The organism is Niveispirillum sp. BGYR6 (assembly GCF_027568365.1).
GTDB lineage: Bacteria > Pseudomonadota > Alphaproteobacteria > Azospirillales > Azospirillaceae > Niveispirillum.
Genome location: NZ_JANLNL010000009.1, coordinates 56,330 through 80,619 on the forward strand (window position 1 = coordinate 56,330; position 24,290 = coordinate 80,619).

Genomic DNA, 24,290 nt, shown 5'->3' on the forward strand with positions numbered 1-24,290 from the left:
GCGGGTGGCGATAGCGTCAGCGGGTGTGCTCGCGCTGGGGCTGCTCGCCACCGATCTGGCCTTGCCGCCCGACCTGTCCCGCTGGGACGGTCGGTCGGTGGAGATACTGGATCATGAAGGCCGCTTGCTGCGCCCCTTCCCCACGGCGGAGGGGGCGTGGCGGCTGACCACCAATCCCGATCAGGTGGACCCGCTTTACCGCGCCATGCTGGTGGCGGTGGAGGATCGCCGCTATGGCTGGCATCCCGGTATCGACCCGCTGGCCATTCTGCGGGCGGGGGCGCAGGGGGTACGGCATGGGCGGGTGATCTCCGGTGCGTCCACCCTGTCCATGCAGGCCGCCCGCCTGCTGTCCCCCAGCCCGCGCACCATCGGTGCCAAGCTGGCGGAAGCGGGGCGGGCGTTACAGTTGCGCCGGCGGCTGGGTGCCGATGGCGTGCTGTCGATCTATTTGACGCTCGCCCCCTTTGGTGGGCCGCTGGAAGGGGTGCGGGCGGCCAGCCTTGCCTGGTTCGGGCGGGAGCCGGGGCAATTGACCCCGGCCCAGGCGGCCCTGCTGGTGGCCTTGCCGCAATCGCCCGAACGGCTGCGGCCCGACCGGTTTCCGGCGGCGGCCAAGGCGGCGCGGGCTAAGGTGCTGGACCGCGCTGTGGCTGCCGGCCTGATCGCCGCCGATGTGGCCACCGCCGCCAAGGCCGAACCGCTGCCCACCACCATGCTGCCTTTGCCCATGCTGGCCCCGCATCTGGCGGAAAAGCTGGCGGCGGATCAGCCGGGCGGTGCGCGCATCCGCAGCACCCTGCACAGCGACCTGCAGCGCGCCCTGGAAGGGGTGGGGCGGGCGGAACTGGCGCGGCTGGAAGCCGGCGGCGATATGGCCGTGCTGGTGTTGGATAACAAGGATGCCAGCGTGCTGGCCCAGATGGGCAGTGGCGACTGGAAACAGCGCCAGTTGGACCTGTCACGCGCCGTGCGCTCCCCCGGATCGGCGCTGAAACCGTTTATCTATGCCGTTGCCTTTGATGATCTGTCGCTGCATCCCGGCACCTTGATCGATGATACGCCGCAGCGGTTTGGTGACTGGCTGCCACATAATTTCGATGATGGCTTCCATGGCGTGGTGACGGCGCGGGAGGCGTTGCAACGGTCGCTGAACATCCCCGCCGTGCGGGTGCTGGAACGGGTGGGGCCGGGGCGACTGGCGGCGCTGCTGCGCCTGTCCGGGGCCGATCTGGCCCTGCCGCCCGCCGCTGAACCCGGCCTGCCGCTGGCGCTGGGCGGGGTGGGGATCAGGCTGGGCGATCTGGCCATGCTCTATGCCGCCTTGGCCGATGATGGCTTGGCCCGGCCGTTGCGCCTGCGCGCCGATCAACCGGCCCCCGCACCTGTGGGCCGGCTGGTGGGGGCGGATGCGGCGCGTGCGGTGCTGGCGGTGCTGCGCGACAGCCCGATGCCCGATGGGCTGGCCGGCGGTGCCGGCATCGCTCGGCGGCGGGTGGCGTTCAAGACCGGCACGTCCTTTGGCTTCCGTGATGCCTGGACGGTGGGTGTGTCCAATGATTACACGGTGGCCGTCTGGGTGGGCCGGGCCGATGGCGCACCCCGGCCCGGTGCGGCGGGGCGGCAGGCCGCCGCCCCCATCATGTTCCGCGTCTTCGACCTGCTGCCCCCGGATGGGCCGGGCAAGCCGCTGCCCAACCCGGATCACGCCCTGTTCCGCAACCCGCCACCGCCAGCCCTGACCCGGCTGGATAGCGGCGGGATGGCGGCGGCGACCCGTACCGAACCGCTGCGCATCCTGTTCCCGCCCGATGGCGCGGAGGTGGAGGCACTGGCGGAAGGGGTGTCGCTGTCGGTATCCGGTGGCCGCCCGCCTTACCGTTGGGTGGCGGATAATGTGCCGCTGCCCGATGACACCCGGTTCTGGCAGCCGACCGGCGCCGGCTTCTCCCGCCTGACCGTGATGGATGCCACCGGGCAGCGGGCCAGTGCCGCCATCCGCGTGCGCCTGCCGGGGGAGTGATGGGCCTTTCCCCTGATCCCGCCTTGCCTGTTGCGCTGAAACATGGGAACTCCCTGGCGTCACCGTTGAATAAAAATGGCGGGACAGGGTGGGTGATGATGGATCGTGACAAGATCATATTGCCGCAGCAGCCGATTTCGGCCTCTCCGGAGCAGGTGGCCCTGACACGGCAGCATCTGCTGCCGGCGCAGGATGTAATCTATGACTATCTGCTGGGGCTGCGGGCAGAGCTTGATCCGGTTTTGTCCCAACGCTTTCCCACGCGTTTCGGCAAGCCCTATCCGCTGGGCTGCTGCCTGGAAATCAGCAATAGGGTGGTGGGGGAGCTGAACAAGCGAATCCATAACCCGACCCATGCCGGTCTCGCCGCCATCCGCGCCTTTGTGGCGGCGGGGGGCAAGGTGCGCAGCATCTGGGGGGTGCTGCGCGAGTCTTATTTCCAGAACGCCATGCAGTTCGGCGATCTCTATGTCGACGTCTCCAACGACACCGTGACCCCGACCAAGCCGAAGGTTGAGATATTGCCGATGGCCCAATCCGGGTTGGTGGCGATCCGCGACATCGACCATTTCATTCGCACGGCGGACAATTACTGGCAGATGAAAATTTACGCCAACCATGCGCTGCCGGGGCTGGCCCCTTTCATGCCGATGATCGGCATTTACAAAACGGGTGAGCCCTGTCTGCAATCAGCCTCGGATTACATGATCGCCTTGATGCTGCTGGATCGCTTTCAGATGGCGGAACATTGGCTGCGCAATGGCCCGCCCGCACCAGCCTCGGTCGTCGATGCGTTTCGGGATGCAGCCGCCGCTCATTTACGCCCCTTGCCGGGCCAGGATGATCGGGAGGCCGCGATCCTGGCCTGTCAGTTTCTGCGCGCCATGCCCCGCGATGATCTGTGGCGTCAGCGCGATGATCGCGTCCGCGATTATCTGCGGCTGATGGACGAACTGGCCAGGCGGGGCATTGTCTCCGCGCCACCGTCGGGGGAGTGATGGCGGCCACTTTACAACCCACCGGCAATGGGCATCATCCGGGCTTCATATCTTCATCCTGTTGAGGAAACGTCCCCAATGAGCCTGTCCTTCTACGATGCCTCTGTACCTGCCCTGCGCCGGGGCTTGGCGGTGCTGGATAATCTGCTGGCCAAGGCGGAAGCGCATGTGGCCGAAACCGGCATCGACCCGGCCACCCTGCTGAATGCCCGCATCGCGCCCGATATGCACCCGCTCACCCGGCAGGTGCAGATGGTCAGCGACAATGCCAAGGGGGCGGCGGCCCGGCTGGCCGGCATTGACGCCCCCGCCATGGCCGATGAGGAACAGAGCCTGGGCGAACTGCGCCAGCGCATCGCCCGCACCATCGCCTTTCTGGATACGGTGAAGCCGGCGGATATTTCCGATGATGCCGGGCGGACCATTGTGGTGAAGCTGGCCCGGGGCGACATCACCTTTACGGCCCAGTCCTATCTGCTGGGTTTCGCCCTGCCCAATTTCTATTTCCACCTCACCACCGCCTATGATCTGCTGCGTCAGCAGGGCTTGGCGATCGGCAAGCGCGATTTCATCGGCCCGCTGGGCTGAGGTGAGGCAAGCCGGGCCGGCGGTGGGCTGCCGCGTCGGTCCGGCTGTTCGCAGGGGAGGGCAAGGCCCGATGGATCTGACGGATTTGCTTACCGGGCTGACGCTGCTTTTCGCCGCCCTGAAATTGCTGCCGCTGCCCCTGTTGCTGAAGGCGGCCAAACAGCCGGTCCTGCTGACGCGGATGCCTTGGCCCAGCGCCCTTTATTTCACGTCCAAACTGTCTGGCATTCTGGCCGTGGCCTTCGCGCTGGCCGCCGCGGCCAGTGCGCATAAGGCAGAAGAGGTGGCGGGACTGTCGCTGCTGCTGGTGCTGGGCACCGTGCTGACGGGGTGGAGCATCTGGGCGCGGCTGCTGGGCCGGCCGTTCGGGCTGGCGGCACTATTGCACCGCCAGCGCTGAACGGCGTGCTGGTCACTTCGGCAGCAGCGTCTCCACCCAGGGCCCGTCGGGCAGCTGGGCGGCCAAGCCGGTGATGTGCCGGTTCCACCAATGGCGCTGTTCCACCAGATCATCATAATCGAACTGGTCTTCCCGCCATTGCCGGTCGGCCTGATGGTAGGTCACCAGATCAATGGGATAGCCAACATCGGCGGAGCTGTAACGGCTGCTGTCAAACGACAGATAGGCCAGCTTCAGGGCGGCCGGCATACTGGTGTCGAATTTCAGCGCCCGGTCCAGGATCGGTTTGCCATAGGCGGTGGCACCGATGGAGAGGTAGGGCGTGCGCTCATCCACCTCAATCCAGTTGCCCTCCGGATAGACCAGATACATGGTCGGTTCCCGGTCGCTGCCCAACTGGCCGCCAATGATGGCGTGCAGGTTGAAGGTCAGCTTGGAGGCCTCCAGCGCTTCCTTATCTTCCTTGGCCACCACGCGCAGGCAGCGGGTGAAGCTGTTCACCGCTTCCAACATGCTGTCGAATGGCTTCGGTCCGGCCGCCTGCATGTCGCGGCGCAGATAGGCCAGCGTCTTGTCGCGCACGCTGCGCAGGCCCGAGGTCATGACGAAGAACCTGTCGCTGCCATTGGGCAACAACGTGACCTTGCGCGCCGCCGTCACCTGGGTGCCGGCGGTGATGCGTCCGTCGGACAGGGCGATCAGCCCTTCCTTGATCTTGATGCCGAGACAATAAGTCATGATGAAGCCGCTACCGTTCCATTTTTTGCTTCTGGGCGGCGCATCCTGTCATGATCTTTCGCGCCGGTCAAAGTGCGACCGCTTCAAGGCGGCTACCTCCTGAACTTGTATGAGTTGGGGCGCTGACACACGTGATAATCTTGTTGCACTGCACAAAAGGGGCTTGACGCACCAACAATCGCTCCGATATACATTGCTAATGCTGCGGTGCAGCAGACCCATGCCGTCTGCGGGAAGGTTTCCCGCTGGTGCGACCTGGATCAATGGCGGCTACCGGGGCCGGGGCTGCTTGATGCGGGCCGGCTCCACCAGCGCGCATAAGGAGAAGATGATGGTGACGCGCACGCCCAGAGGTGCAGCGGGACGGACCAGCCGGACACCGGCAGCCCCCGCGTCCAAGACGCCGGAACAGAAGGTGGTTGAGGAGACGGCGGTCGCCGTTGCCCCGCCGGCCGATCCGGTACCCGAAATCACGTCTGCTGAAGCAGCACCCGTGACCGACTCCGCGCCCGTGGTGGAAGCCACGGCCGAGATCGTCGCCGACGCTGTGGAAGAGACGAAGCAGGCCGCGGTTGAGGCCGTGTCCGCACCCGCCATCACCAAGGCGGCCAAGCCTCTGGCCGCTGCTTTCGAACCCAAATCTGTTGAACAGGCTGTTGCCTATACCAAGGAGCAGGTGGAAAAAATGAGCAAGCAAGTCTTCACCGCATTCGACGACGTCGCCGGCTTCCACAAGGAAAATGTGGATGCCTTCGTGGCTTCCTCCACCATCCTGGCCAAGGGCTTTGAGGCCCTGTCCAAGGAGCTGCTGGCCTTCACCCAGGGCCAGTATGAACAGTCGGTCAGCACCGCCAAGGCCCTGCTGGCCGTGAAGTCGGTGAAGGAACTGGTCGATCTGCAGACCGAATTCGCCAAGTCCAGCTTTGACGCCGCCCTGGCCGAAGCCACCAAGGTGTCGGAGGCCAGCCTGAAGGTCGCCAATCAGGCGGCCGAGCCGATCACCGCCCGCGTGAACGCCACGGTGGAAAAGCTGTCCAAGATCAAGGCCGCTGCCTGATCTGCTGCTGATACCGGGCCGGTGCTTTCAGGAGCATCGGCCCGGCAGAATGGAAAACCCCGCACCCCCCTTGGCGCGGGGTTTTCTTTTGTCCGCTTGCGGTCAGCCCGCCTTGTCGGCGGGTACGACGAAGCTGTCCATCACCTTCTTGATGCCGGCGACGTCGAAGCTGATCTCCAGCTTGTCATTCTCCACCATCTTCACGGTGCCATAGCCGAACTTGCTGTGGAAAACCCGGTCGCCCGGATTATAGGCCCGGTTGGGCCGTGATCGCGGCGTGACATCCAGGGCCGTGCCCTCGATCAGCCGGCCCCCGCGCGCCGGGGCCTGGGCCGCCTTCTGGCCCATGCGGTTGAAGCGGTCACCAAAGCCGCCGCCACCCCCGCCCCAGCCACCGCCGAATCCGCCGCCATAGCCGCCTTCGCCACGCCCACCACCGAAGCCGGCCCCGCCAATGCCGGGGTTATTCTCCGTCTCGATATGCTCTTCCGGCAGTTCCTCGACAAAGCGCGAGGGGATCGCGGTGGCCCAGGTGCCATGGATGCGGCGGTTGGCGGCGTGGCTGATATAGACGCGCTGGCGGCCACGGGTGATGCCGACATAGGCCAGCCGCCGCTCCTCCTCCAGCCCGGCAATGCCGTTTTCATCCAGGGTGCGCTGGCTGGGGAAGACGCCTTCCTCCCAGCCGGGCAGGAAGACGACATCGAATTCCAGCCCCTTGGCCCCATGCAGGGTCATCAGGGAAATCTGTTCCACATCGGCCCCGGCGGCATTTTCCATCACCAGGGAGACATGTTCCAGGAAGCCGGTCAGATTCTCAAATTCCCCCATCGCGTTGATGAGTTCCTTCAGGTTTTCCAGCCGGCCCGGTGCTTCGGGCGTCTTATCCTCCTGCCACATGCGGGTATAGCCCGATTCGTCCAGCACCATCTGGGCCAGTTCGGTATGGGGAATCCGGTCGATCAACCCGCGCCAGCGGAAGAAATCCTGCATCAGCCCGGACAGGGTGCTGCGCATCTTGGGCTTCAGCTCATCCGTCTGCGACAGTTTCCAGGCGGCCTCCGTCACCGGCACATTCAAGGTGCGGGCTGCCACATAAAGCTGCTGGATGGTGGCGGCCCCAACGCCGCGCTTTGGCACATTAACGATGCGCTCGAACGCCAGATCATCCTCCGGGCTGACCAGCACGCGCAGATAGGCCAGCGCATCGCGGATTTCCTGGCGTTCATAGAAGCGCGGGCCGCCGACCACGCGATAGGGCAGGCCCAGCGTGATGAAGCGCTCCTCGAACTCGCGGGTCTGGAAGCCGGCGCGCACCAGCACGGCCATCTGGCCCAGGCTGGCGCCCTTGCGCTGCAAGGCCTCCACCTCTTCGCCCACCCAGCGGGCTTCCTCCTCCGCGTCCCACAGGCCGCGGACCTTCACCTTTTCGCCGCCATCCGTCTCGGTCCAGAGCTGCTTGCCCAGGCGGCCCTGGTTATGGGCAATGATGCCGTGGGCAGCACCCAAGATATGGGCAGTGGAACGGTAGTTCTGCTCCAGACGGATGATGGTGGCGCCGGGGAAATCATGCTCAAATCTAAGTATATTTCCAACTTCAGCGCCACGCCAACCGTATATCGACTGGTCGTCATCGCCAACACAGCAGATATTTCTGTGAGACTGGGCGAGAAGTCTTAGCCAAAGGTACTGAGCGACATTCGTATCTTGATATTCATCTACGAGAATATAGCGGAATCGATTTTGATATTCAATCAATACATCATTATGCTGCTGGAACAGCGTGATATTGTGCAGCAGCAGGTCGCCGAAATCGCAGGCGTTCAGCGCCTTCAGCCGGTCCTGATATTGCCGGTAGAGCGTCAGGATGCGGCCATTGGCGGCATCGCCCGCCTCCTCCGGTTTCAGCTTGTCGGGCGTCAGTGCCCGGTCCTTCCAGCGCTCGATGATCGACAGCAGCATCCGCGCCGGCCATTTCTTGGCATCGACATTTTCCGCCTCCATCAACTGTTTCAGCAGGCGGATCTGGTCGTCAGTGTCCAGAATGGTGAAGCTGGGCTTCAGGCCGATCAGTTCGGCATGGCGGCGCAGGATGCGGGCGGCCAGCGAATGGAAGGTGCCCATCCACCAGCCTTCCGACTGGCTGCCCAGCAGATTGTCCACCCGCTCCCGCATCTCCCGCGCGGCCTTGTTGGTGAAGGTCACCGTCAGCACATTCCACGGGCTGACGCGGCGCGACAGCAAGAGATGCGCCAGCCGCGTCGTCAGCACGCGGGTTTTGCCCGTGCCGGCACCGGCCAGCACCAGCACCGGGCCGTCCAGCGCCTCCACCGCTTCCCGCTGCACGGGGTTCAACCCGTCCAGATAGGGGCGGCGCTGCGGGGCCGGGGTGGGCGGCGGCGGGGGAGGGGAGAAGAGATCGCTCATGGTAGGGAGAACATATACAGAATAGGCCCATTGGGAAAGGGGGGCTGCGGCTGCGCCAATCCGCCGCTTCCCGCCCGGCACAGGCTTGCCATGCCCGATCAACGATGCCCGCCGCCTGCCCACGGCGTTAAGCCTGGGGAATGGTTCGCACAATGTAAGGATCGGGGCGATGCCGAATGCCGTGGCACGCCGGGGACGGCAATTATGGGTGGCGCCGCATATCTGGCGGCGCCGGCTGGTCTTCTGGGGCGGGGGGCTGTGCATCGGTGTGGTGGCAGTGCTGTTCGCCTGGGGGGCGGATGCGGCCTCCCACCTGTTTCAGCAGATTGTACAGCGCTGGCCGCTGGCCCCGCTGCTGCTCACCCCCGCCGGGCTGGCTTTGTCGGCCTGGCTGACCAGCCGTTTCTTCCCCATGGCCGGTGGCAGCGGCATTCCCCAGGCGGTGGCCGCCCGCGCCACCAAGGTGCAGGAACTGCGTGACCGGCTGGTGGCGCTGCCCATTGCCGCCGGCAAGATGGGTCTGACGCTGCTGGCGCTGGGCGTCGGTGCCTCCATCGGGCGGGAAGGGCCGACGGTGCAGGTGGGGGCTGCCATCATGAACAGCATCGGCCGCCGCCTGGGCGACCGGATGCCCGGCCTGCTGGTGGCGGGGGCGGCGGCCGGTGTGGCCGCCGCCTTCAACACGCCGCTGGCCGGGCTGGTCTTCGCCATTGAGGAGATGGGCCGCGCCTTCCAGGTCCGCTCCGCCCATCTGATCCTGTCTGCCGTGCTGCTGGCCGGTATCGCCTCCCTGGCCATGCAGGGCGATTACACCTATTTCGGCACCACGCGGGACGTGCTGCATGGCTGGCAGGATTGGTCGCTGGTGCTGGCCTGCGGGCTGCTGGGCGGGGTGCTGGGCGGGCTGTTCAGCCGGCTGGTGGTGGCCTTTGCCTATGGGCTGCCGGGGCAGGTGGGGCGCTGGTTCAAGCGCTATCCGGTGCTGTTCGCCGCCGGTTGCGGGCTGTTGGTGGCGCTGCTGGGGCTGGCGTCGGGTGGGGCCAGCTATGGCACCGGCTATGAACAGGCCAAGGCGATGCTGGATGGGCGGGGCGATGTCTCCCCGCTTTTCATGCTGACCAAGTTCGGGGCCACGCTGCTGTCCTGCATCACCGGGGTGCCGGGGGGATTCTTCAGCCCCTCGCTGGCCATCGGGGCCGGCATGGGCACCAGCATTGCCGGCCTGCTGGACAGCCACGCCCTGGGCGCGGCTGCCTTGCTGGGTATGGCGGGCTATTTCGCCGGGGTGGTGCAGGCGCCGATCACCGCCTTTGTCATTGTGCTGGAAATGACGGGCAATCATGCCATGGCGGCCCCGGTGATGATGGCCAGCCTGATCGGCTTTTCCGTTTCGCGGATGACGGGGGCGCCCGCCGTCTATCACGCGCTGGCCCATCGCTATCTGCCCAAGGCGACAGAGGCGGAGAAGCGGGAGGCGGCGGCTCAATAAACCGCGATTTCCACCAGATTATCGTCTGGGTCGCGCAGATAGAAGGATGTGATGGGGCCGGTGGCGCCGGTGCGCGGCACCGGGCCTTCCTCAATCGCCACGCCACAGGCATCAAGATGCGCCCGCACGCTGTCCAGGCTCTGTTCGGTGATCAGGCAGAAATCGGCTGAACCGGGGGTAGGGGCCTTGGCCTTAGGCTCAAACTCCCGCCCTGCCTGATGCAGGTTGATCTTCTGCCGGCCAAAGGATAGCGCCTTGCGCCCCTGGCCAAAGGTGACAACCTGCATTCCCAGCACCCGGCTGTAGAAATCGCAGGTGCGGTCGATATCGCGCACGGTCAGCACGAAATGATCGATATGGTCGATCACCAGCATGGCGGTCTAATTCCAGAATGCGGGGGCCGGCTTTTCGCACCGGCCCCGATGACCCTTAAACCTTGGGGGCCACCCAGGATTCGGGATTGTGCAGGAACTTCTCCACCTCATTCAGGGTGAAGTTGTCGAAATAGTTCCCTTCGCGGGCCACGCGCAGCACGTCCCACCAATTGGCCAGCGAATGCAGCTTCACGCCCATATCGGCCATGGTCGCTTCCGATTGCGGGAAGATGCCGTAATGGAAGACCACCCAGATATGTTCGACAATGCTGCCGGCCTGGCGCAGCGCATTGACGAAATTGACCTTGGAGGTGCCTTCGCTGGCCAGATCCTCCACCAGCAGCACGCGCTGGCCTTCCGGCAGGTTGCCTTCAATCTGGGCGTTACGGCCGAAACCCTTGGGCTTCTTGCGCACATAGACCATGGGCAGGTCCAGCACGTCGGAAACAAAGGCGGCATAGGGAATGCCCGCCGTCTCCCCGCCGGCCACCACGTCAAACGCCTCAAACCCCGCCTCGCGGCAGAGCTGATCCTTGGCCGCCTGCATCAGGAAGCGGCGGGCGCGCGGGAAGCTGATCAGGCGGCGGCAATCGATATAGACCGGGCTGGCGCGGCCGGAGGTGAAGATGAAGGGCTTTTCGGCATTGAACAGGACCGACTTGGTCTCAATCAGGATACGGGCCGCCTGGGTGGCGGCGGTCTGCGCGTCGATCATGTCAAATGGCTCCAAGGATGGGCGGGTTGGGGGTGAAAATAGCAGAAAAGCGGGGGTGCTGTGGCGGCGGTTTTACACCAGCCGCCAATCCAGCCGCTCCCCCGACCGGAAGGGCAGCACCGCGATATTGCCGCCGACATCCAGCACATCCGGCACGATCAGGCCGGATTTTTCCAGGGTGATGAAGCTCTCATTCACCGGCAGGCCGTAGAAGGCGGGGCCGTTCAGGCTGGCAAAGGCTTCCAGCTTGTCCAGCGCCCCTTCCTCGTCAAACACCTGGGCGTACAGTTCCACCGCCGTGGCAGCGGTATAGATGCCGGCACAGCCACAGGCACTTTCCTTGGCCCCGATCGGGTGCGGCGCGCTGTCGGTGCCGAAGAAGAACCAGGGTTCCCCCGACGTGGCGGCGGCGCGCAGGGCGAGGCGATGCTTTTCCCGCTTGGCGATGGGCAGGCAATAGAGATGCGGGCGGATGCCGCCGACAAAAATGCTGGACCGGTTGATCATCAGATGATGTGCGGTGATGGTGGCGGCCAGCTTGCCGCCCGGCCCATGTTGGCGCACCACGGCCACGCCCTCTTCCGTGGTGATATGTTCCAGCACGATTTTCAGGTCCGGGTGCCGGCCCATCAGCTTGGGCAGCACCGTGTCGATGAACACCGCCTCGCGGTCGAAAATATCGACGCTCTGGTCCGTCACCTCGCCATGCACCAGCAGCGGCATACCGATCTTGGCCATCCGGTCCAGCACCGGGGCCACCTTGTCGAAATCGGTGACGCCATGGGCGGAATTGGTGGTGGCGTGGGCGGGGTAGAGCTTCACTGCCGTGAACACGCCCTTGGCATGGCCGGCTTCGATATCATCCGCATCGGTGCCATCGGTCAGGTAAGCCGTCATCAGCGGGCGGAAATGGCTGCCGGCGGGCAGCGCTGCCAGGATTTCATCCCGGTAAATCTCTGCGCGTGCCGTATCCACCACCGGCGGGGCCAGGTTCGGCATCACGATGGCGCGGCCCAATTGGGCGGCACTGTGCGGCAGCACCGCCTTCAGCATGGCCCCGGTGCGCAGATGCAGGTGCCAGTCATCGGGGCGGCGCAGGGTGATACGCTGGGGCTGATCGGTCATGGCGGCGCTTGCATCCTTGGGTGGGCGGGCTGGCGATGTTTAGGGCGGATGGATCGCCGGCTCAAGCGCCGCCACGGAAGGACGGGTTTGCAGTGACGGAACGGCGGCGGGGGGAGCAGGCCCGCGCCGGGGCTAAATTCCGGTCACCCTTATTGACCAGCTACTTACACATGCTTACGCTGCAACTTTAAGGCGCGTATCGGGGGGTGGGCGTTTGGATGACGGGGGGAAGATGCGCCTTCCTGTCCGGCGGGGCCGGGTTTGCATGGCGGTGGTGCTGATCTGTGCGGCCGTGCTGCTTGGCCCGCACGGTCGCCCTTCCATGGCCTCGTCCACCCCGCCCCAGGGGGGCGGGCTGGGGAATACCGTCCGGCTGGTCTGCGGTCCGCTGCCCTATGTGTCCGATGGGGAGCGGTGTGACAGCGGCATCGGCGCGGAGCTGGCCCGCCGCGCCTGCCAGGATGCCGGCCTTTCCTGCCAATTCGAACAATTCCCCTGGCCCCGCGCGCAAAAGGAAATTGAAACCGGGCAGGCCGATATTCTGATCGGCCCCTATTTCACGCCGGATCGCGCACGCTGGATGGTGTTTTCCAGCGATTATTTCTATGTCGACCAGATCAGCCTGTTCCGGCTGCAAAGGGCAGATGGGGGAGCCCCCCCACCGTCCGGCAGAATCGGCGTTCCCTTGGGGTGGGCGGTGCTGGATGGCTTGTCCAGCCTCACCGGGGCGCAGGTGGAACCGGTGCGCAATGTCGATATCGCCTTTAACCTGCTGACAAATGGCCGGCTGGACGGGGTGGTTGCCCATGCGCGCGCTGTGGCGCGGTTTCAGCAGTCCCGTCCCTCCCTGCGTTTTGAGCCCTATGGCCCCACGCTTTCAGAGCAGCGTTCCTATATGGGCTATGGCATCGCCTTTGCCTCCACCCCGGTCCGCACGGCGTTCGAGGCGGCCTATACAGCCCTGTTGGCCAGCCCGTTCTATGCCGACCTGCTGGCCCGTCACCGCCCCATGGAAGGCATGGTGACGGAAGTGGCGGCCCGCGCCCATCAGTTTGTGCCATCCGGCCCCTGACCGGCCCCACCCATCTGCTTGACAGGGCCCAGGCAATTCTTCACTTTCCGAACCGTCCAAGGGGAGCCCCGGCAAGGGGCTGAGATACCGCTATGGTGCCGTTCAACCGGCATTGGCGCGGGAACCCTTAGAACCTGATCCGGGTCGTACCGGCGTAGGGATGGGATTCATATAGGGGCCTTATATCTGCCCCGCCTATGAGAGCCGCCACGCGCGCTGCCCGGATCTCCATCATTCGAGGGAGGTCCAGATGCCAGATAGTCTTTCCATTCCCCAGGATTTCAGCGTCACCACCGGGCCCTTGCCGGCCAGCCGCAAGGTGCATGTGCCGGGCACGCTGTTTCCCGATATTCGCGTTGCCATGCGGGAAATCGACCTGTCGCCCAGCGCCAACGAGGCGCCGGTGCGCGTCTATGATCCGTCCGGCCCCTATACCGATCCGGCCGTGAAGACCGATATCCGCAAGGGTTTGGCCGAACTGCGCCGCGCCTGGATCGAAGGCCGCGGCGATGTGGAGGCCTATGCGGGACGGGAGGTGAAGCCGGAGGATAATGGTCTTCGCGTGGGCCAGGAAAGCCCCGTGCCCCTGTTCGACCGTGCCAGCCGCCAGCCGCTGCGTGCCAAGCCGGGCCGCAATGTCAGCCAGATGCATTATGCCAAGGCCGGCATCATCACGCCCGAAATGGAATATGTCGCCATCCGGGAAAATCTGGGCCGCGCCAAGCTGGCCCAGCAGGCCGCCCGCGATGGGGAGGATTTCGGCGCGTCGATCCCCGATTATGTGACGCCGGAATTTGTGCGCGATGAGATCGCCCGTGGCCGCGCCATCATCCCCAACAATATCAACCACCCGGAAACCGAACCGATGATCATCGGGCGGAATTTCCTGGTGAAGATCAACGCCAATATCGGCAATTCCGCCGTCACCTCCTCCGTCGCGGACGAGGTGGATAAGCTGGTCTGGGCCACCCGCTGGGGGGCCGATACGGTGATGGACCTGTCCACCGGCCGCAATATCCACACGATCCGCGAATGGATCATCCGTAATTCCCCCGTGCCCATCGGCACCGTGCCGATCTATCAGGCGCTGGAAAAGGTCAATGGCAAGGCCGAAGACCTGACCTGGGAAATCTTCCGCGACACGCTGATCGAGCAGGCCGAACAGGGCGTGGATTATTTCACCATCCATGCCGGGGTGCGCCTGCCCTATATCCCGCTGACGGCCAAGCGCGTGACCGGCATTGTCAGCCGGGGCGGCTCCATCATGGCGAAATGGTGCCTGGCCCATCACAAGGAAAACTTCCTCTACACGCATTTTGAGGAAATCTGCGAGATCATGAAGGCGTATGATATCGCCTTCTCCCTGGGTGACGGCTTGCGCCCCGGCTCCATCGCCGATGCCAATGACCGCGCCCAGTTCGCGGAGCTGGAAACGCTGGGCGAGCTGACCCAGATCGCCTGGAAGCATGATGTGCAGGTGATGATCGAGGGGCCGGGCCATGTGCCCATGCACAAGATCAAGGCCAATATGGACAAGCAATTGGCCCATTGCGGTGAGGCCCCCTTCTACACGCTGGGGCCGCTGACCACGGATATCGCGCCGGGTTACGATCATATCACCAGCGGCATCGGCGCGGCGATGATCGGCTGGTTCGGCACGGCCATGCTTTGCTATGTCACGCCCAAGGAACATCTGGGTCTGCCCGACCGCGATGATGTGAAGGTGGGCGTGATCACCTATAAGCTGGCCGCCCATGCCGCTGATCTGGCCAAGGGCCATCCGGGTGCACAGGAACGTGACGACGCCCTGTCACGCGCCCGGTTTGAATTCCGCTGGCGCGACCAGTTCAACCTGTCGCTGGACCCGGAAACGGCGGAGAAGTACCACGACCAGACCCTGCCAGCAGAAGGGGCCAAGCTGGCGCATTTCTGTTCCATGTGCGGGCCGAAATTCTGCTCCATGAAGATCACGCAGGAAGTGCGTGATTATGCAGCGGCGCAAGAGGCCGAAGCCGGCATGGCGGAAATGTCGGTGGCGTTCAAGGAGAAGGGCGGGCAGGTCTATCTGTCCGACCGACCGGTGCCCGACGATCATCACTGACGTTGGGGGCAAGAACGGGCGGCAGGGTAACCTGCCGCCCGTCTCTTATCCTTAATTATTCTGCTTCGCCTGCTGTGAGCCCACCACATCGGCGATGGACCAGAGGAAGTCAGCCTGCACCGTGCCGTTATAGAGCGGGTCGTTACGGCCGATCCAGAAGTTGGTGGTGTAGTAATTCTGTGCGCCCGGCGCCATGGCCACGGTTGCCATAGCATGGCAGGTCATGCAGTTGGTTTGCACACCCACCTGCCCGACCCAGGCCACCTTGGTGGTGGGGTCGATCACCGGCACCTTCACCCCGAACACGGCCCCATTAAAGCCCGACTCCAGGTAAGGATTATAGCCGATCACCGGCTTGCCGACATTATTGCCGCCATCCACCGGCTGGTTGGGGGCGATCATCTGATAGGCGAAGCTGGCCGCATAATGGGCCGGCGCACCCTTCAGCTGACCCAGCGGACGGGCGGCCGCGACGGCCTTGTCGCTGGGGGTGGGCGGATTGGCCGGATCGGGCGTCCAGAAGAAGGTCTGCCAGGTCCATTCCGCGATCTCGCGGGAGGTGACATGCATGGCCACCAGGATCAGCGTGTCGCCGACCGCCACATCCAGCCCGTCCACCTTCAACTGGGGCAGATTGTCGGCGGTGACGGGAATATTGACGAAATCACCCAGCCCATAGGTGCTGTCCGGGGTTGGCACCTTACAGCTGGCATCGGTGCCCTTGGCGGCCGACGGGCCTTTGTTCTGAATATCGACATAGACACAACCGGCATTCCAACTCTCCTCGGGGAAGCCGTCGTCAATGATAGTTTGCGTCACTTCCGGCGTGCCGGGCCAGGCCGGCATGGCGTAGTAACGCCCATTGATCAGGTGCCCGCCATTTTTGGAGATCACCTTGTAGACCGGCTTCAGGGAAACCGCGGTGTTGGGAAAAACCGGGATTTCCTTCTGGTTCTGGGCGTACAGCGCCTTGAAGGTCGACAGCTTGAACAGCCCGCCTTGCAGAATCCACTGAGAGGCATCTGGGCTGTAGGAGACGGTTTCAAACACCTTGGCATCCGGCGTGGTGGGCGTCGTCCCGTTGGCCGGGGCGGGGACGGGCGCCGCCTCGGCTGCGGTGGATGTCGCTGCCTTGACGGCCTTGTCCAGCGTGGTCCTGATGCCGAACTTCAGGTGCTGGGACACCGGCCCCAGCGACAATTGCCGGGGGGCGGGCTTCTGCTTGGCCGCCTTTTCACCATTGGCCGCCACCGACTCCACGGTCAAGGCCTCCAACTCCTGCTTGGACTTCCAGGTCAGATAGACCGGGGCGTTTTTCAGGCCGAAGGCGGATTGGCCGCTGGGCATGTTCAGCGATGTCCACAGCCCCCAGCCATGCAGATAGATATTCGACGATTTCGCGGGCTGGTTGTTCACCCAGCCCAGAATCACCGGCTCCGGCTCCGGGAAATTATAGCCGGGAATATTCGGGTTGGGCAGCGTAACCCCAAACGGGGTATCGGCGGCACCGACCGGCAAGGCAAACGCCATCATTACCGGCAGCAGCACGCTGCCCAGCTTGAGACGAGAGATAGACATGAGGAACCTCTCTCCTGGAATGTTTTATTATGCGGAGAGCGTAGCCTGTAAAACTTTTAAGTGCAACCAATTTACACCAATAAGTAGTTTTCATCATAATTCCCACAAGGGGGCGGTGCCAGGCCGCCCCCTTGCCACCCCTACGGATCGGGCGGATCAGCCCACCAGCCGCTGCAGGATCTGCACCGCATTCAGTGCGGCCCCCTTCAGCAACTGGTCGCCGGCCAGCAGCAACGCCACGGAACGGCCGGACGGGTCGCCAATGTCGCGGCGGATGCGGCCCACCAGCACATCGCCCTGGCCCGATGCCTCGTTGGGCATGGGGAAATGGTTGGCGGCCCAGTCATCCACCAGCCGCACGCCGGGAGCATCGGCCAGCAGGGCCTTCACCGCCTCCGGCGACACCACCTCTTCAAACTCCACGCTGATGGCCATGGTGTGGGCGCGCAGCACCGGCACGCGCATACAGGTGATGGAAATCGCCAGATCGGGGCGGGCCAGGATCTTACGCGTCTCCTCCACCACCTTTTCCTCTTCGCCATTATAGCCGGTATCAGGGTTGATGCCGGCATCATGGCTGAACAGGTTGAAGGCATAGGGGTGCTTCATCACCCGCGGCGGATAGGCTTCCCCGGCCAGATAGGCTGCGGTGGCGGCGCGCAATTCCTCCATCGCCGCCGCCCCGGCCCCGCTGGAGGCCTGATAGGTGGCGATGTTCAGCCGGCGGATGCGATGGCGGCGTTCCAGGGCCGCCAGCGGCACAGTGGCGATGATGGCCACGCAATTGGGGTTGGCGATGACGCCGGGCTTGGCCGGGATGGCCTGCGGGTTCACCTCCGGCACCACCAGGGGGATGGCCTCTTCCATACGAAACGCGGATGAATTGTCGATCACCACCGCACCCGCTGCCACGGCTGCCGGCGCATATTGCTTGGAAATGCCGCTGCCGGCGGAGAACAGGGCATAATCAATGCCGTGGAAGCTGTTTTCATCCAGCGCCTGCACCACCAGTTCCCCACCGGCGAACGGCACCTTCTGCCCGGCAGAACGGGGGGAGGCCAACAGGCGGACTTCGCCCAGGTTCAGGCCGCTTTCTTCCAGGCACTGGCGGATTTCAACGCCCACGGCACCGGTAGCACCGACAACGGCGACATTCAGGGGGCGGGCGGAATGGGCGGGAATATTCATGATCAGGAACCCTTCAGTGTGGCTAGGGGCGCCGTCTGGTCGGGGTTCCGTTTCGCCTGGAAAGCGGCCCCGACCTTACCCGGCGGGACCGTTTGGCGTTATGTCACTGGCCTTATCCAGCCACGCGCACACCAACAGCACCGCCCCGAAGGGTGGTGGTTTTGGTGGTAGTGGTGGTGGGGCGCTTGGTGATCATGGGGCGGGACGATGCCGCGAAGCCCCTCTCCTGTAAAGCAGGGATTTACGCCACACCTGCCATGCCCCTGCTGCGCGGCACAGAGTCCGTTGCGTATTTCGCCACAGAATGGGACTATATGCTGTGCCCTTGGGCCCAACCATTGTGATGAAGCGATGTCTGTGGAGTTGAACGATCCCAAAACCCTGGAGGCGATTGGGATTCTGGCTGGCGTGCTGGATGATGTGACAGGCCCTGACCGGCTGGAATGCCTGATGGCGGCCAATGCGCTGCGCCAGGTGGTGGAAAGCCGCTCAGAAAACGCCCTGCTGTTCGCCCGTCAGGCTTTCGAATCGCTGGATGGCGATGTACGCCGCCGGGTGGAAAATGATGCCACCGCCACGGCGGTGAAGGTGATGGAACAGGCCCAGCGCCGGCCCAACCCGCGCATGGTGCGTAACGCCCCGAAAAGCACGGGCAACGCCTTTCTGGATGCGTTGAATTCCGGCGGGCTGAAAACCGAACGCAAGTGGTAAGGCGTCGGTGCGGTGGCTACCACCGCACCTTTTTACCCGTCGCTGACAATTTATCCATCATGGTTGGTCGCCTGCATGGCTGCGCTTCGCCCCGGCGGGGCTGGAAAGCGCTTGCCCGCTCACCCAATTGTGCGCATTGAGGAACCAAGCCTCCTGCCGCGACCAACGATGAGCGCCCCGCCATGGCCACGTATGATTTCGACCTTTTCACCATCGGTGCCGGTTCCGGCGGGGTGCGCGCTGCGCGTATCGCCGCCCAGCATGGCGCCCGCGTGGCGGTGGCGGAGGAGCGCTATTATGGCGGCACCTGCGTGAATGTCGGCTGCGTGCCGAAGAAGCTGCTGGTCTATGCCGCCGAATATGCCCATGCGTTCGAAGATGCCGCAGGTTTCGGCTGGACGGTGGAAAAGCCGGTGCATGACTGGCCGGCCCTGATCGCCGCCAAGGATAAGGAGATCGGCCGGCTGAACGGCATCTATCGCCGCCTGCTGGAAGGGGCCGGCGTCACCCTGTTCGACGGGCGCGCCACCATTGTGGATGAGCATACGGTGGCGGTGAATGGTCAGCATATCACCGCCGAACGTATCCTGATCGCCACTGGCGGCTGGCCGGAACTGCCGGACCAGCCGGGGGCCAGGGAATATGGCATCACGTCGAACGAGGTGTTCCACCTGCCCCGCTTCCCCCGCCGGGTGGTGGTGGCCGGCGGCGGCTATATCGCCCTGGAATTTGCCAGCCTGTTCAAGGGGCTGGGGGCAGAAGTGACGCTGCTCTACCGCGGGCACCAGATTCTGCGCGGCTTTGATGGCGATGTGCGTACCTTCGTGACGGATGAGTTGGTGAAGACCGGCATCGACCTGCGCCTGAACACGGTGGTGGAGCGGATCGAGAAGACGGACGAATGTCTGGTCGCCACCCTGACCGATGGCACCCCGCTGCCCTGCGACGCGGTGATCTATGCCATCGGGCGCAAGCCGATGACGGCCAAGCTGGGCTTGGAAAATGTTGGGGTAGAGTTGGATGGCAGTGGCGCCATCAAGGTGAATGACCAGTACCAGACCAGCGTGCCCAGCATCTATGCCCTGGGGGATGTCACCAACCGCATCAATCTGACGCCGGTGGCCCTGGCCGAAGGCCATGTGCTGGCCGACCGGCTCTATGGCAATCGCCCGCGTGATGTGAATTACGACAATATCCCCACCGCCGTTTTCTCCATCCCGCCCGTGGCCACCATCGGCGTGACGGAAGAACAGGCCCGCGCCCGGCTGGGGCGGGAGGTGGATATTTACCGCAGCACCTTCAAGCCGATGCGCCACCAGCTTTCCGGCCGCGACCAGCGCACCTTGATGAAGCTGGTGGTGGACCGGGCCACGCAGAAGGTGATCGGCTGCCACATGGTGGGATCGGACACGCCGGAGATGATCCAGGCCATCGCCGTGGCAATGAATATGGGCGCCACCAAGCAGGATTTCGACCGCACCATCGGCCTGCACCCGACGGCGGCGGAGGAATTCGTCACCATGCGCACCAAGGCACCGGACCCGGAGTAAATTTTTCTGTCATCCTGGTGATCCAGCCGGAATCTCCCCCCGTATCAATCGCATCTGACGGCGGCCAACCCGCCGCGACACGGATACGAGCGGAGGTTCCCTGTGGCCCATATCGACGATCCCGAAACCCAGCGTGCCAATGTCGCCTTCATCCGCCAGGCGATGAAACAACCGCTGCTGGAACGCGATCATGAGCTGGATCTGGCCCGGCGCTGGCGGGAAAAGGGGGACCAGCGGGCCCTGCATGAGCTGGTGCGCTCCTATACCCGTCTGGTGATCGCCACCGCTACGCGCTTCCGCAATTACGGGCTGCCGATGGGCGATCTGGTGCAGGAAGGCAATGTCGGGCTGATGCAGGCGGCCAGCCGGTTTGAACCGGAACGCGATGTGCGTTTCTCCACCTATGCCGCCTGGTGGATTCGCTCCGCCATTCAGGATTATGTGCTGCGCAACTGGTCCATCGTGCGCACCGGCACCACGGCGGCGCAGAAATCCCTGTTCTTCAACCTGCGCCGCCTGCGCGCCCGCATTGCTGGCAACCCCTCTGCGGCGGGGTTGAGCGATGAGGACCGGGCCCAGATCGCCCAGACCCTGAATGTCGATGCCCGCGAGGTGGAGACGATGGAACAGCGGCTGGCCGCCGCTGACCAGTCGCTGAACAATCCGCTGAGCGAGGCCGGTGAGGGGGAGTGGCAGGATCTGCTGGCCGATCAGCGCCCCTCCCCGGAAGATGTGGTGATCGGGATGCGCGACGGCCGGATGCGCTCCCACTGGTTGGCCGAAGCGCTGGGCGAACTCAGCCCGCGCGAACGCCAGATCATCGCTGAACGCCGTCTGCGCGACGAAGGTGCGACGCTGGAGGAACTGGGCCGCGTGCTGGGTGTGAGCAAGGAACGCGTGCGCCAGTTGGAAACCCGCGCGCTCAACAAGCTGAAAGCCAGCATGATGAAGCGCGTGCGCGACCATGGGGAATTGCTGCTGGAGGCGTGAGCACCCCAGTCATTTCCTTTTACGCCAAAGAAAAAGCCCCCGCCGAATTGCTCCGGCGGGGGCTTTGTCATTTCAGCAGAACCGGTAAGCCTTACTCGGCTTCGGCCGCACGCTCGGCGCGCTTGCGGTCGTTCGGGTTCAGCATCTTCTTGCGCAGACGGATGGACTTCGGCGTCACTTCCACCAGTTCGTCATCCTGGATGTAGGACAGGGCCTTTTCCAGCGACATGCGGATGGGCGGCGTCAGAACGACGGCTTCATCCTTGCTGGTGGTGCGGATGTTGGTCAGCTTCTTGCCCTTCAGGACGTTCACTTCCAGGTCATTCTCGCGGGTATGTTCACCCACGATCATGCCTTCGTAAACCTTCCAGCCGGGTTCGATCATCATCGGGCCGCGATCTTCCAGGTTCCACAGAGCATAGGCCACGGCCTCGCCATCGGAATTGGAGATCAGCACGCCGTTGCGGCGGCCCGGGATGGCGCCCTTATAGGGCATGTAATCGGCGAACAGGCGGTTGATGACGCCGGTGCCACGGGTGTCGGTCAGGAATTCACCCTGATAGCCGATCAGGCCACGCGACGGCACATGGAACACCAGACGCAGCTTGCCGGCGCCCGAGGGCTTCATTTCCAGCATTTCGCCCTTGCGCTCGTTCAGCTTCTGAACGACGACGCCGGAGAATTCCTCGTCCACGTCAACGACGACTTCCTCAATCGGCTCCAGCTTCTGGCCGTTTTCGTCGGTCTGCATCACCACGCGCGGACGGCTGATCGACAGCTCGAAACCTTCGCGGCGCATGGTTTCGATCAGGATGCCCAGCTGCAATTCGCCACGGCCGGCCACTTCGTAAGCGTCGGCATTGGCGGTTTCGCGGATCTGCAGGGCCACATTGCCTTCCGCTTCGCGCATCAGGCGGTCGCGGATCATGCGGCTGGTGACCTTGTCGCCTTCGCGGCCGGCCAGCGGGCTGTCATTGACCGAGAAGGTCATGGCCAGCGTCGGCGGATCGATCGGCTGAGCCGACAAGGGCTCATCGACGCTCATTTCCACGATGCTGTCGGCCACGGTGGTCTTGGTCAGACCGGCGATGGCGACAATGTCACCCGCCTGCGCCTCATCCACCGGCACGCGTTCCAGACCGCGGAAGGCCAGCACCTTCGACGCACGGCCCTGCTCGATCAGCTTGCCGTCACGGCTCAGTGCCTTGATGGCCATGTTGGTCTTGATGCGGCCGGACTGGATACGGCCGGTCAGGATGCGACCCAGATAGGGGTTGGCTTCCAGGGTGGTCGCCAGCATCTTGAACGGGGCGTCAGCGCTGTCCACCTTCGGGGCCGGCACATGGTTAACCACCAGCTCGAACAGCGGGGTCAGATCCTTGCGCTCATCATCCAGATTGTTCACGGCCCAGCCATTGCGGCCCGAGGCGAACAAGGTGGGGAAGTCGAGCTGTTCGTCGGTGGCGTCCAGCGAAGCGAACAGGTCGAAAATCTCATTATGCACTTCGTCGGGGCGGGCGTCCTGACGGTCGATCTTGTTGACGATCACCATCGGGCGCATCCCGAGCTTCAGGGCCTTGCCCAGCACGAACTTGGTCTGCGGCAGCGGGCCTTCGGCGCTGTCCACCAGCAGGCAGACGCCGTCCACCATGTTCAGGATACGCTCCACCTCGCCGCCGAAATCTGCGTGGCCGGGGGTGTCGACGATGTTGATGCGCACGTCGTTCCAGACGACTGAGGTGCACTTGGCCAGGATGGTGATGCCGCGCTCACGCTCCAGATCGTTGCTGTCCATGGCGCGTTCGGCGACCTGCTGGTTTTCGCGGAACGTGCCCGACTGCTTCAACAGCATGTCCACCAGGGTGGTCTTGCCATGGTCAACGTGGGCGATGATGGCGATATTGCGCAATTCCATGTGGGGCCCTGAATCTGTCCTGAGCGCGCCGCCCATTCCTGATCCGCCGGAAAGAGGTTCGCGCATGAAAAATGCCCGCCACCGGGCCGGCGGCATCAAAGGCCACAGGTCAGGGGTCGGGCGTGTCTGTCGCGGCGCAATATAATCAAGCGCCCGGCCGCCGCATAGGGCGCATCCTGCCGGGCTGCCTTGCGCGCCGCGTGGGTGAATTTTCTGTGACGGTGCCGATATCCCGTCTCCTTGCTCCCCGCCCCCTTCAATGAACAAAGGACGGGAAGCGGGTCTTGCGTCTTTAAGAGACGGGTTTCAAGGGAAGATCGACTGAAAGCACCTTTATGCCTGAAAGTTCATTATAATCTGCAAGTGCCTGAACTGCTTGCCCCCAGTACATGATGTCCCGCATGTTTTTTTCTTCTTGATTATATTCATAGGTGTTGAAAAAATTTTGATAGACGGGGCTTAATGGAACGGTTCCGTTGTAATGGATGGCGAGCATTCGGCGGGCACTGTTAAGGGTTTCCATTTGCAGCTTCTGGGCGAAAGCTTGGATTCCATCTAATTCGAAACAGGGGGCCTGGGTTTCATTGGCGTGAATGGACGGGGCGACAATGAAGGGGAATATAAGAAAACCTTGAAGATTTCCTTTATCAATACATGCCCTGAGACATACATCGTAAGGGTGATCAATTGAGCTGCGTAAGTTACTAAGCAATTCCAGGATTTTTCCTCTGGATTTTTTATTGACCACATAGCTTGATGATCCAGTGAATGGAAATTTAAATCCCTCCAAGGGGATCAACTTTAATGCTTCGCCAGAAAGTTTTTGCTTCAACTTCATCATGATTGGAAGCTGGTACCAACTCATGAAGGAGATTTCGGTAAAAAGGACATCCCACTTATCGTCGGGGAGCTGCGCAACAAGTTTTTCAATGTAATCGCCGCAGCCGGGTGCGAAGTCACAATCGTCCTCGCAGATCATCAAATGGGAGTCCGGATTTCCCATCCGCTCAATGCAGTTGATGTGACTCAGAAAATTTCCTTTATAGGCGGGGGTTTGCTGTCCCGGGGTCGACAAGACCTCGATGCTGGTTTTGCCATAGGCTGGAAAGCGGTTGAAGGTCCAGTTGCTGGAAAAGCCAGCTTTGGCGTGGCTTGCCTCAACGGCGGCACGCCGATCTGTTGCGCTGTCCAGATTGATGTAAAAAAGGTCGAAACTGGTCATGGCGTTACCCCGGGCAGAAAACCGAATCC

At 63.5% G+C, this 24,290-nt stretch carries 20 protein-coding genes and 1 riboswitch; of the genes, 11 read left to right on the forward strand and 9 right to left on the reverse strand.

Annotation, left to right across the window (positions count from 1 at the left end; genetic code table 11):
- Nucleotides 1–4: 4 nt before the first annotated feature.
- The 4 genes from pbpC to PCJ49_RS17795 all read left to right on the forward strand — a co-directional run bounded on the left by pbpC (nucleotide 5) and on the right by PCJ49_RS17795 (nucleotide 4,009).
- Nucleotides 5–2,023: a penicillin-binding protein 1C gene (pbpC, locus tag PCJ49_RS17780; RefSeq protein WP_269912116.1), complete on the forward strand. Its 2,019-nt coding sequence runs from the start codon at nucleotides 5–7 to the stop codon at nucleotides 2,021–2,023.
- 92 nt (nucleotides 2,024–2,115) lie between these two features.
- Nucleotides 2,116–3,021, forward strand: coding sequence for a hypothetical protein (locus PCJ49_RS17785; protein ID WP_269912117.1), 906 nt, complete (start codon nucleotides 2,116–2,118; stop codon nucleotides 3,019–3,021).
- Between the two features lie 78 nt (nucleotides 3,022–3,099).
- Nucleotides 3,100–3,609 carry a DUF1993 domain-containing protein gene (locus PCJ49_RS17790; RefSeq protein WP_269912118.1) on the forward strand — a complete coding sequence of 170 codons (510 nt, stop codon included), beginning with the start codon at nucleotides 3,100–3,102 and terminating at the stop codon, nucleotides 3,607–3,609.
- Nucleotides 3,610–3,679: 70 nt separating this feature from the next.
- Complete coding sequence (locus PCJ49_RS17795; protein WP_269912119.1) at nucleotides 3,680–4,009, forward strand: hypothetical protein; 330 nt, start codon at nucleotides 3,680–3,682, stop codon at nucleotides 4,007–4,009.
- Nucleotides 4,010–4,021: 12 nt separating this feature from the next.
- Here the strand turns inward: PCJ49_RS17795 and PCJ49_RS17800 are convergent, their stop codons facing one another.
- Nucleotides 4,022–4,747, reverse strand: a complete 726-nt coding sequence (locus PCJ49_RS17800) for a peptidase (protein ID WP_269912120.1) — start codon at nucleotides 4,745–4,747, stop codon at nucleotides 4,022–4,024.
- A 292-nt stretch (nucleotides 4,748–5,039) separates the two neighbouring features.
- On the opposite strand from PCJ49_RS17800, the gene phaP reads away from it, so the two are divergent.
- Entirely contained in the window at nucleotides 5,040–5,804 is a 765-nt protein-coding gene (phaP, locus tag PCJ49_RS17805) for a TIGR01841 family phasin (protein ID WP_269912121.1), read from the forward strand.
- A 102-nt stretch (nucleotides 5,805–5,906) separates the two neighbouring features.
- Here the strand turns inward: phaP and PCJ49_RS17810 are convergent, their stop codons facing one another.
- Complete coding sequence (locus PCJ49_RS17810) at nucleotides 5,907–8,231, reverse strand: UvrD-helicase domain-containing protein (protein ID WP_269912122.1); 2,325 nt, start codon at nucleotides 8,229–8,231, stop codon at nucleotides 5,907–5,909.
- 169 nt (nucleotides 8,232–8,400) lie between these two features.
- Here PCJ49_RS17810 and PCJ49_RS17815 point away from each other — a divergent pair, with 169 nt between their 5' ends.
- Nucleotides 8,401–9,720 (forward strand): chloride channel protein, encoded by a 1,320-nt coding sequence (locus PCJ49_RS17815; protein ID WP_089286087.1) that lies wholly within the window; start codon nucleotides 8,401–8,403, stop codon nucleotides 9,718–9,720.
- Here PCJ49_RS17815 and PCJ49_RS17820 read toward each other — a convergent pair.
- The 3 genes from PCJ49_RS17820 to pyrC all read right to left on the reverse strand — a co-directional run bounded on the left by PCJ49_RS17820 (nucleotide 9,714) and on the right by pyrC (nucleotide 11,934).
- Nucleotides 9,714–10,094: a VOC family protein gene (locus tag PCJ49_RS17820; RefSeq protein WP_269912123.1), complete on the reverse strand. Its 381-nt coding sequence runs from the start codon at nucleotides 10,092–10,094 to the stop codon at nucleotides 9,714–9,716. The two genes, PCJ49_RS17815 and PCJ49_RS17820, sit on opposite strands and share 7 nt — an antisense overlap.
- A 55-nt stretch (nucleotides 10,095–10,149) precedes the next feature.
- Nucleotides 10,150–10,809, reverse strand: coding sequence for an orotate phosphoribosyltransferase (locus tag PCJ49_RS17825; RefSeq protein ID WP_269912124.1), 660 nt, complete (start codon nucleotides 10,807–10,809; stop codon nucleotides 10,150–10,152).
- A gap of 72 nt (nucleotides 10,810–10,881) precedes the next feature.
- Complete coding sequence (gene pyrC, locus PCJ49_RS17830) at nucleotides 10,882–11,934, reverse strand: dihydroorotase (RefSeq protein ID WP_269912125.1); 1,053 nt, start codon at nucleotides 11,932–11,934, stop codon at nucleotides 10,882–10,884.
- Nucleotides 11,935–12,166: 232 nt separating this feature from the next.
- On the opposite strand from pyrC, the gene PCJ49_RS17835 reads away from it, so the two are divergent.
- Nucleotides 12,167–13,006: a transporter substrate-binding domain-containing protein gene (locus tag PCJ49_RS17835; protein ID WP_269912126.1), complete on the forward strand. Its 840-nt coding sequence runs from the start codon at nucleotides 12,167–12,169 to the stop codon at nucleotides 13,004–13,006.
- A gap of 49 nt (nucleotides 13,007–13,055) precedes the next feature.
- A riboswitch (TPP riboswitch) is annotated at nucleotides 13,056–13,184 on the forward strand.
- Nucleotides 13,185–13,256: 72 nt separating this feature from the next.
- The gene (gene thiC / locus PCJ49_RS17840; protein WP_269912127.1) at nucleotides 13,257–15,107 is read left to right on the forward strand and encodes a phosphomethylpyrimidine synthase ThiC; all 1,851 of its coding nucleotides are present in this window, start codon (nucleotides 13,257–13,259) and stop codon (nucleotides 15,105–15,107) included.
- 51 nt (nucleotides 15,108–15,158) lie between these two features.
- On the opposite strand, the gene PCJ49_RS17845 is transcribed toward thiC, so the two are convergent.
- Nucleotides 15,159–16,685, reverse strand: a complete 1,527-nt coding sequence (locus PCJ49_RS17845) for a hypothetical protein (protein ID WP_269912128.1) — start codon at nucleotides 16,683–16,685, stop codon at nucleotides 15,159–15,161.
- A gap of 156 nt (nucleotides 16,686–16,841) precedes the next feature.
- Complete coding sequence (locus tag PCJ49_RS17850) at nucleotides 16,842–17,873, reverse strand: aspartate-semialdehyde dehydrogenase (protein ID WP_269912129.1); 1,032 nt, start codon at nucleotides 17,871–17,873, stop codon at nucleotides 16,842–16,844.
- Nucleotides 17,874–18,224: 351 nt separating this feature from the next.
- Between PCJ49_RS17850 and PCJ49_RS17855 the strand changes: the two genes are divergently transcribed.
- From PCJ49_RS17855 to PCJ49_RS17865, 3 genes are all read left to right on the forward strand, one after another.
- Nucleotides 18,225–18,584, forward strand: a complete 360-nt coding sequence (locus PCJ49_RS17855; protein ID WP_269912130.1) for a hypothetical protein — start codon at nucleotides 18,225–18,227, stop codon at nucleotides 18,582–18,584.
- A gap of 182 nt (nucleotides 18,585–18,766) precedes the next feature.
- A complete protein-coding gene (gene gor / locus PCJ49_RS17860) occupies nucleotides 18,767–20,134 on the forward strand; it encodes a glutathione-disulfide reductase (RefSeq protein WP_269912131.1) in 1,368 nt (455 codons plus the stop codon).
- 102 nt (nucleotides 20,135–20,236) lie between these two features.
- A complete protein-coding gene (locus PCJ49_RS17865; protein WP_269912132.1) occupies nucleotides 20,237–21,124 on the forward strand; it encodes an RNA polymerase factor sigma-32 in 888 nt (295 codons plus the stop codon).
- A gap of 91 nt (nucleotides 21,125–21,215) precedes the next feature.
- On the opposite strand, the gene typA is transcribed toward PCJ49_RS17865, so the two are convergent.
- Both typA and PCJ49_RS17875 read right to left on the reverse strand, forming a co-directional pair.
- Nucleotides 21,216–23,039, reverse strand: a complete 1,824-nt coding sequence (gene typA, locus PCJ49_RS17870; RefSeq protein ID WP_089286098.1) for a translational GTPase TypA — start codon at nucleotides 23,037–23,039, stop codon at nucleotides 21,216–21,218.
- Between the two features lie 292 nt (nucleotides 23,040–23,331).
- Nucleotides 23,332–24,261: a hypothetical protein gene (locus tag PCJ49_RS17875; protein ID WP_269912133.1), complete on the reverse strand. Its 930-nt coding sequence runs from the start codon at nucleotides 24,259–24,261 to the stop codon at nucleotides 23,332–23,334.
- Between the last annotated feature and the right edge of the window lie 29 nt (nucleotides 24,262–24,290).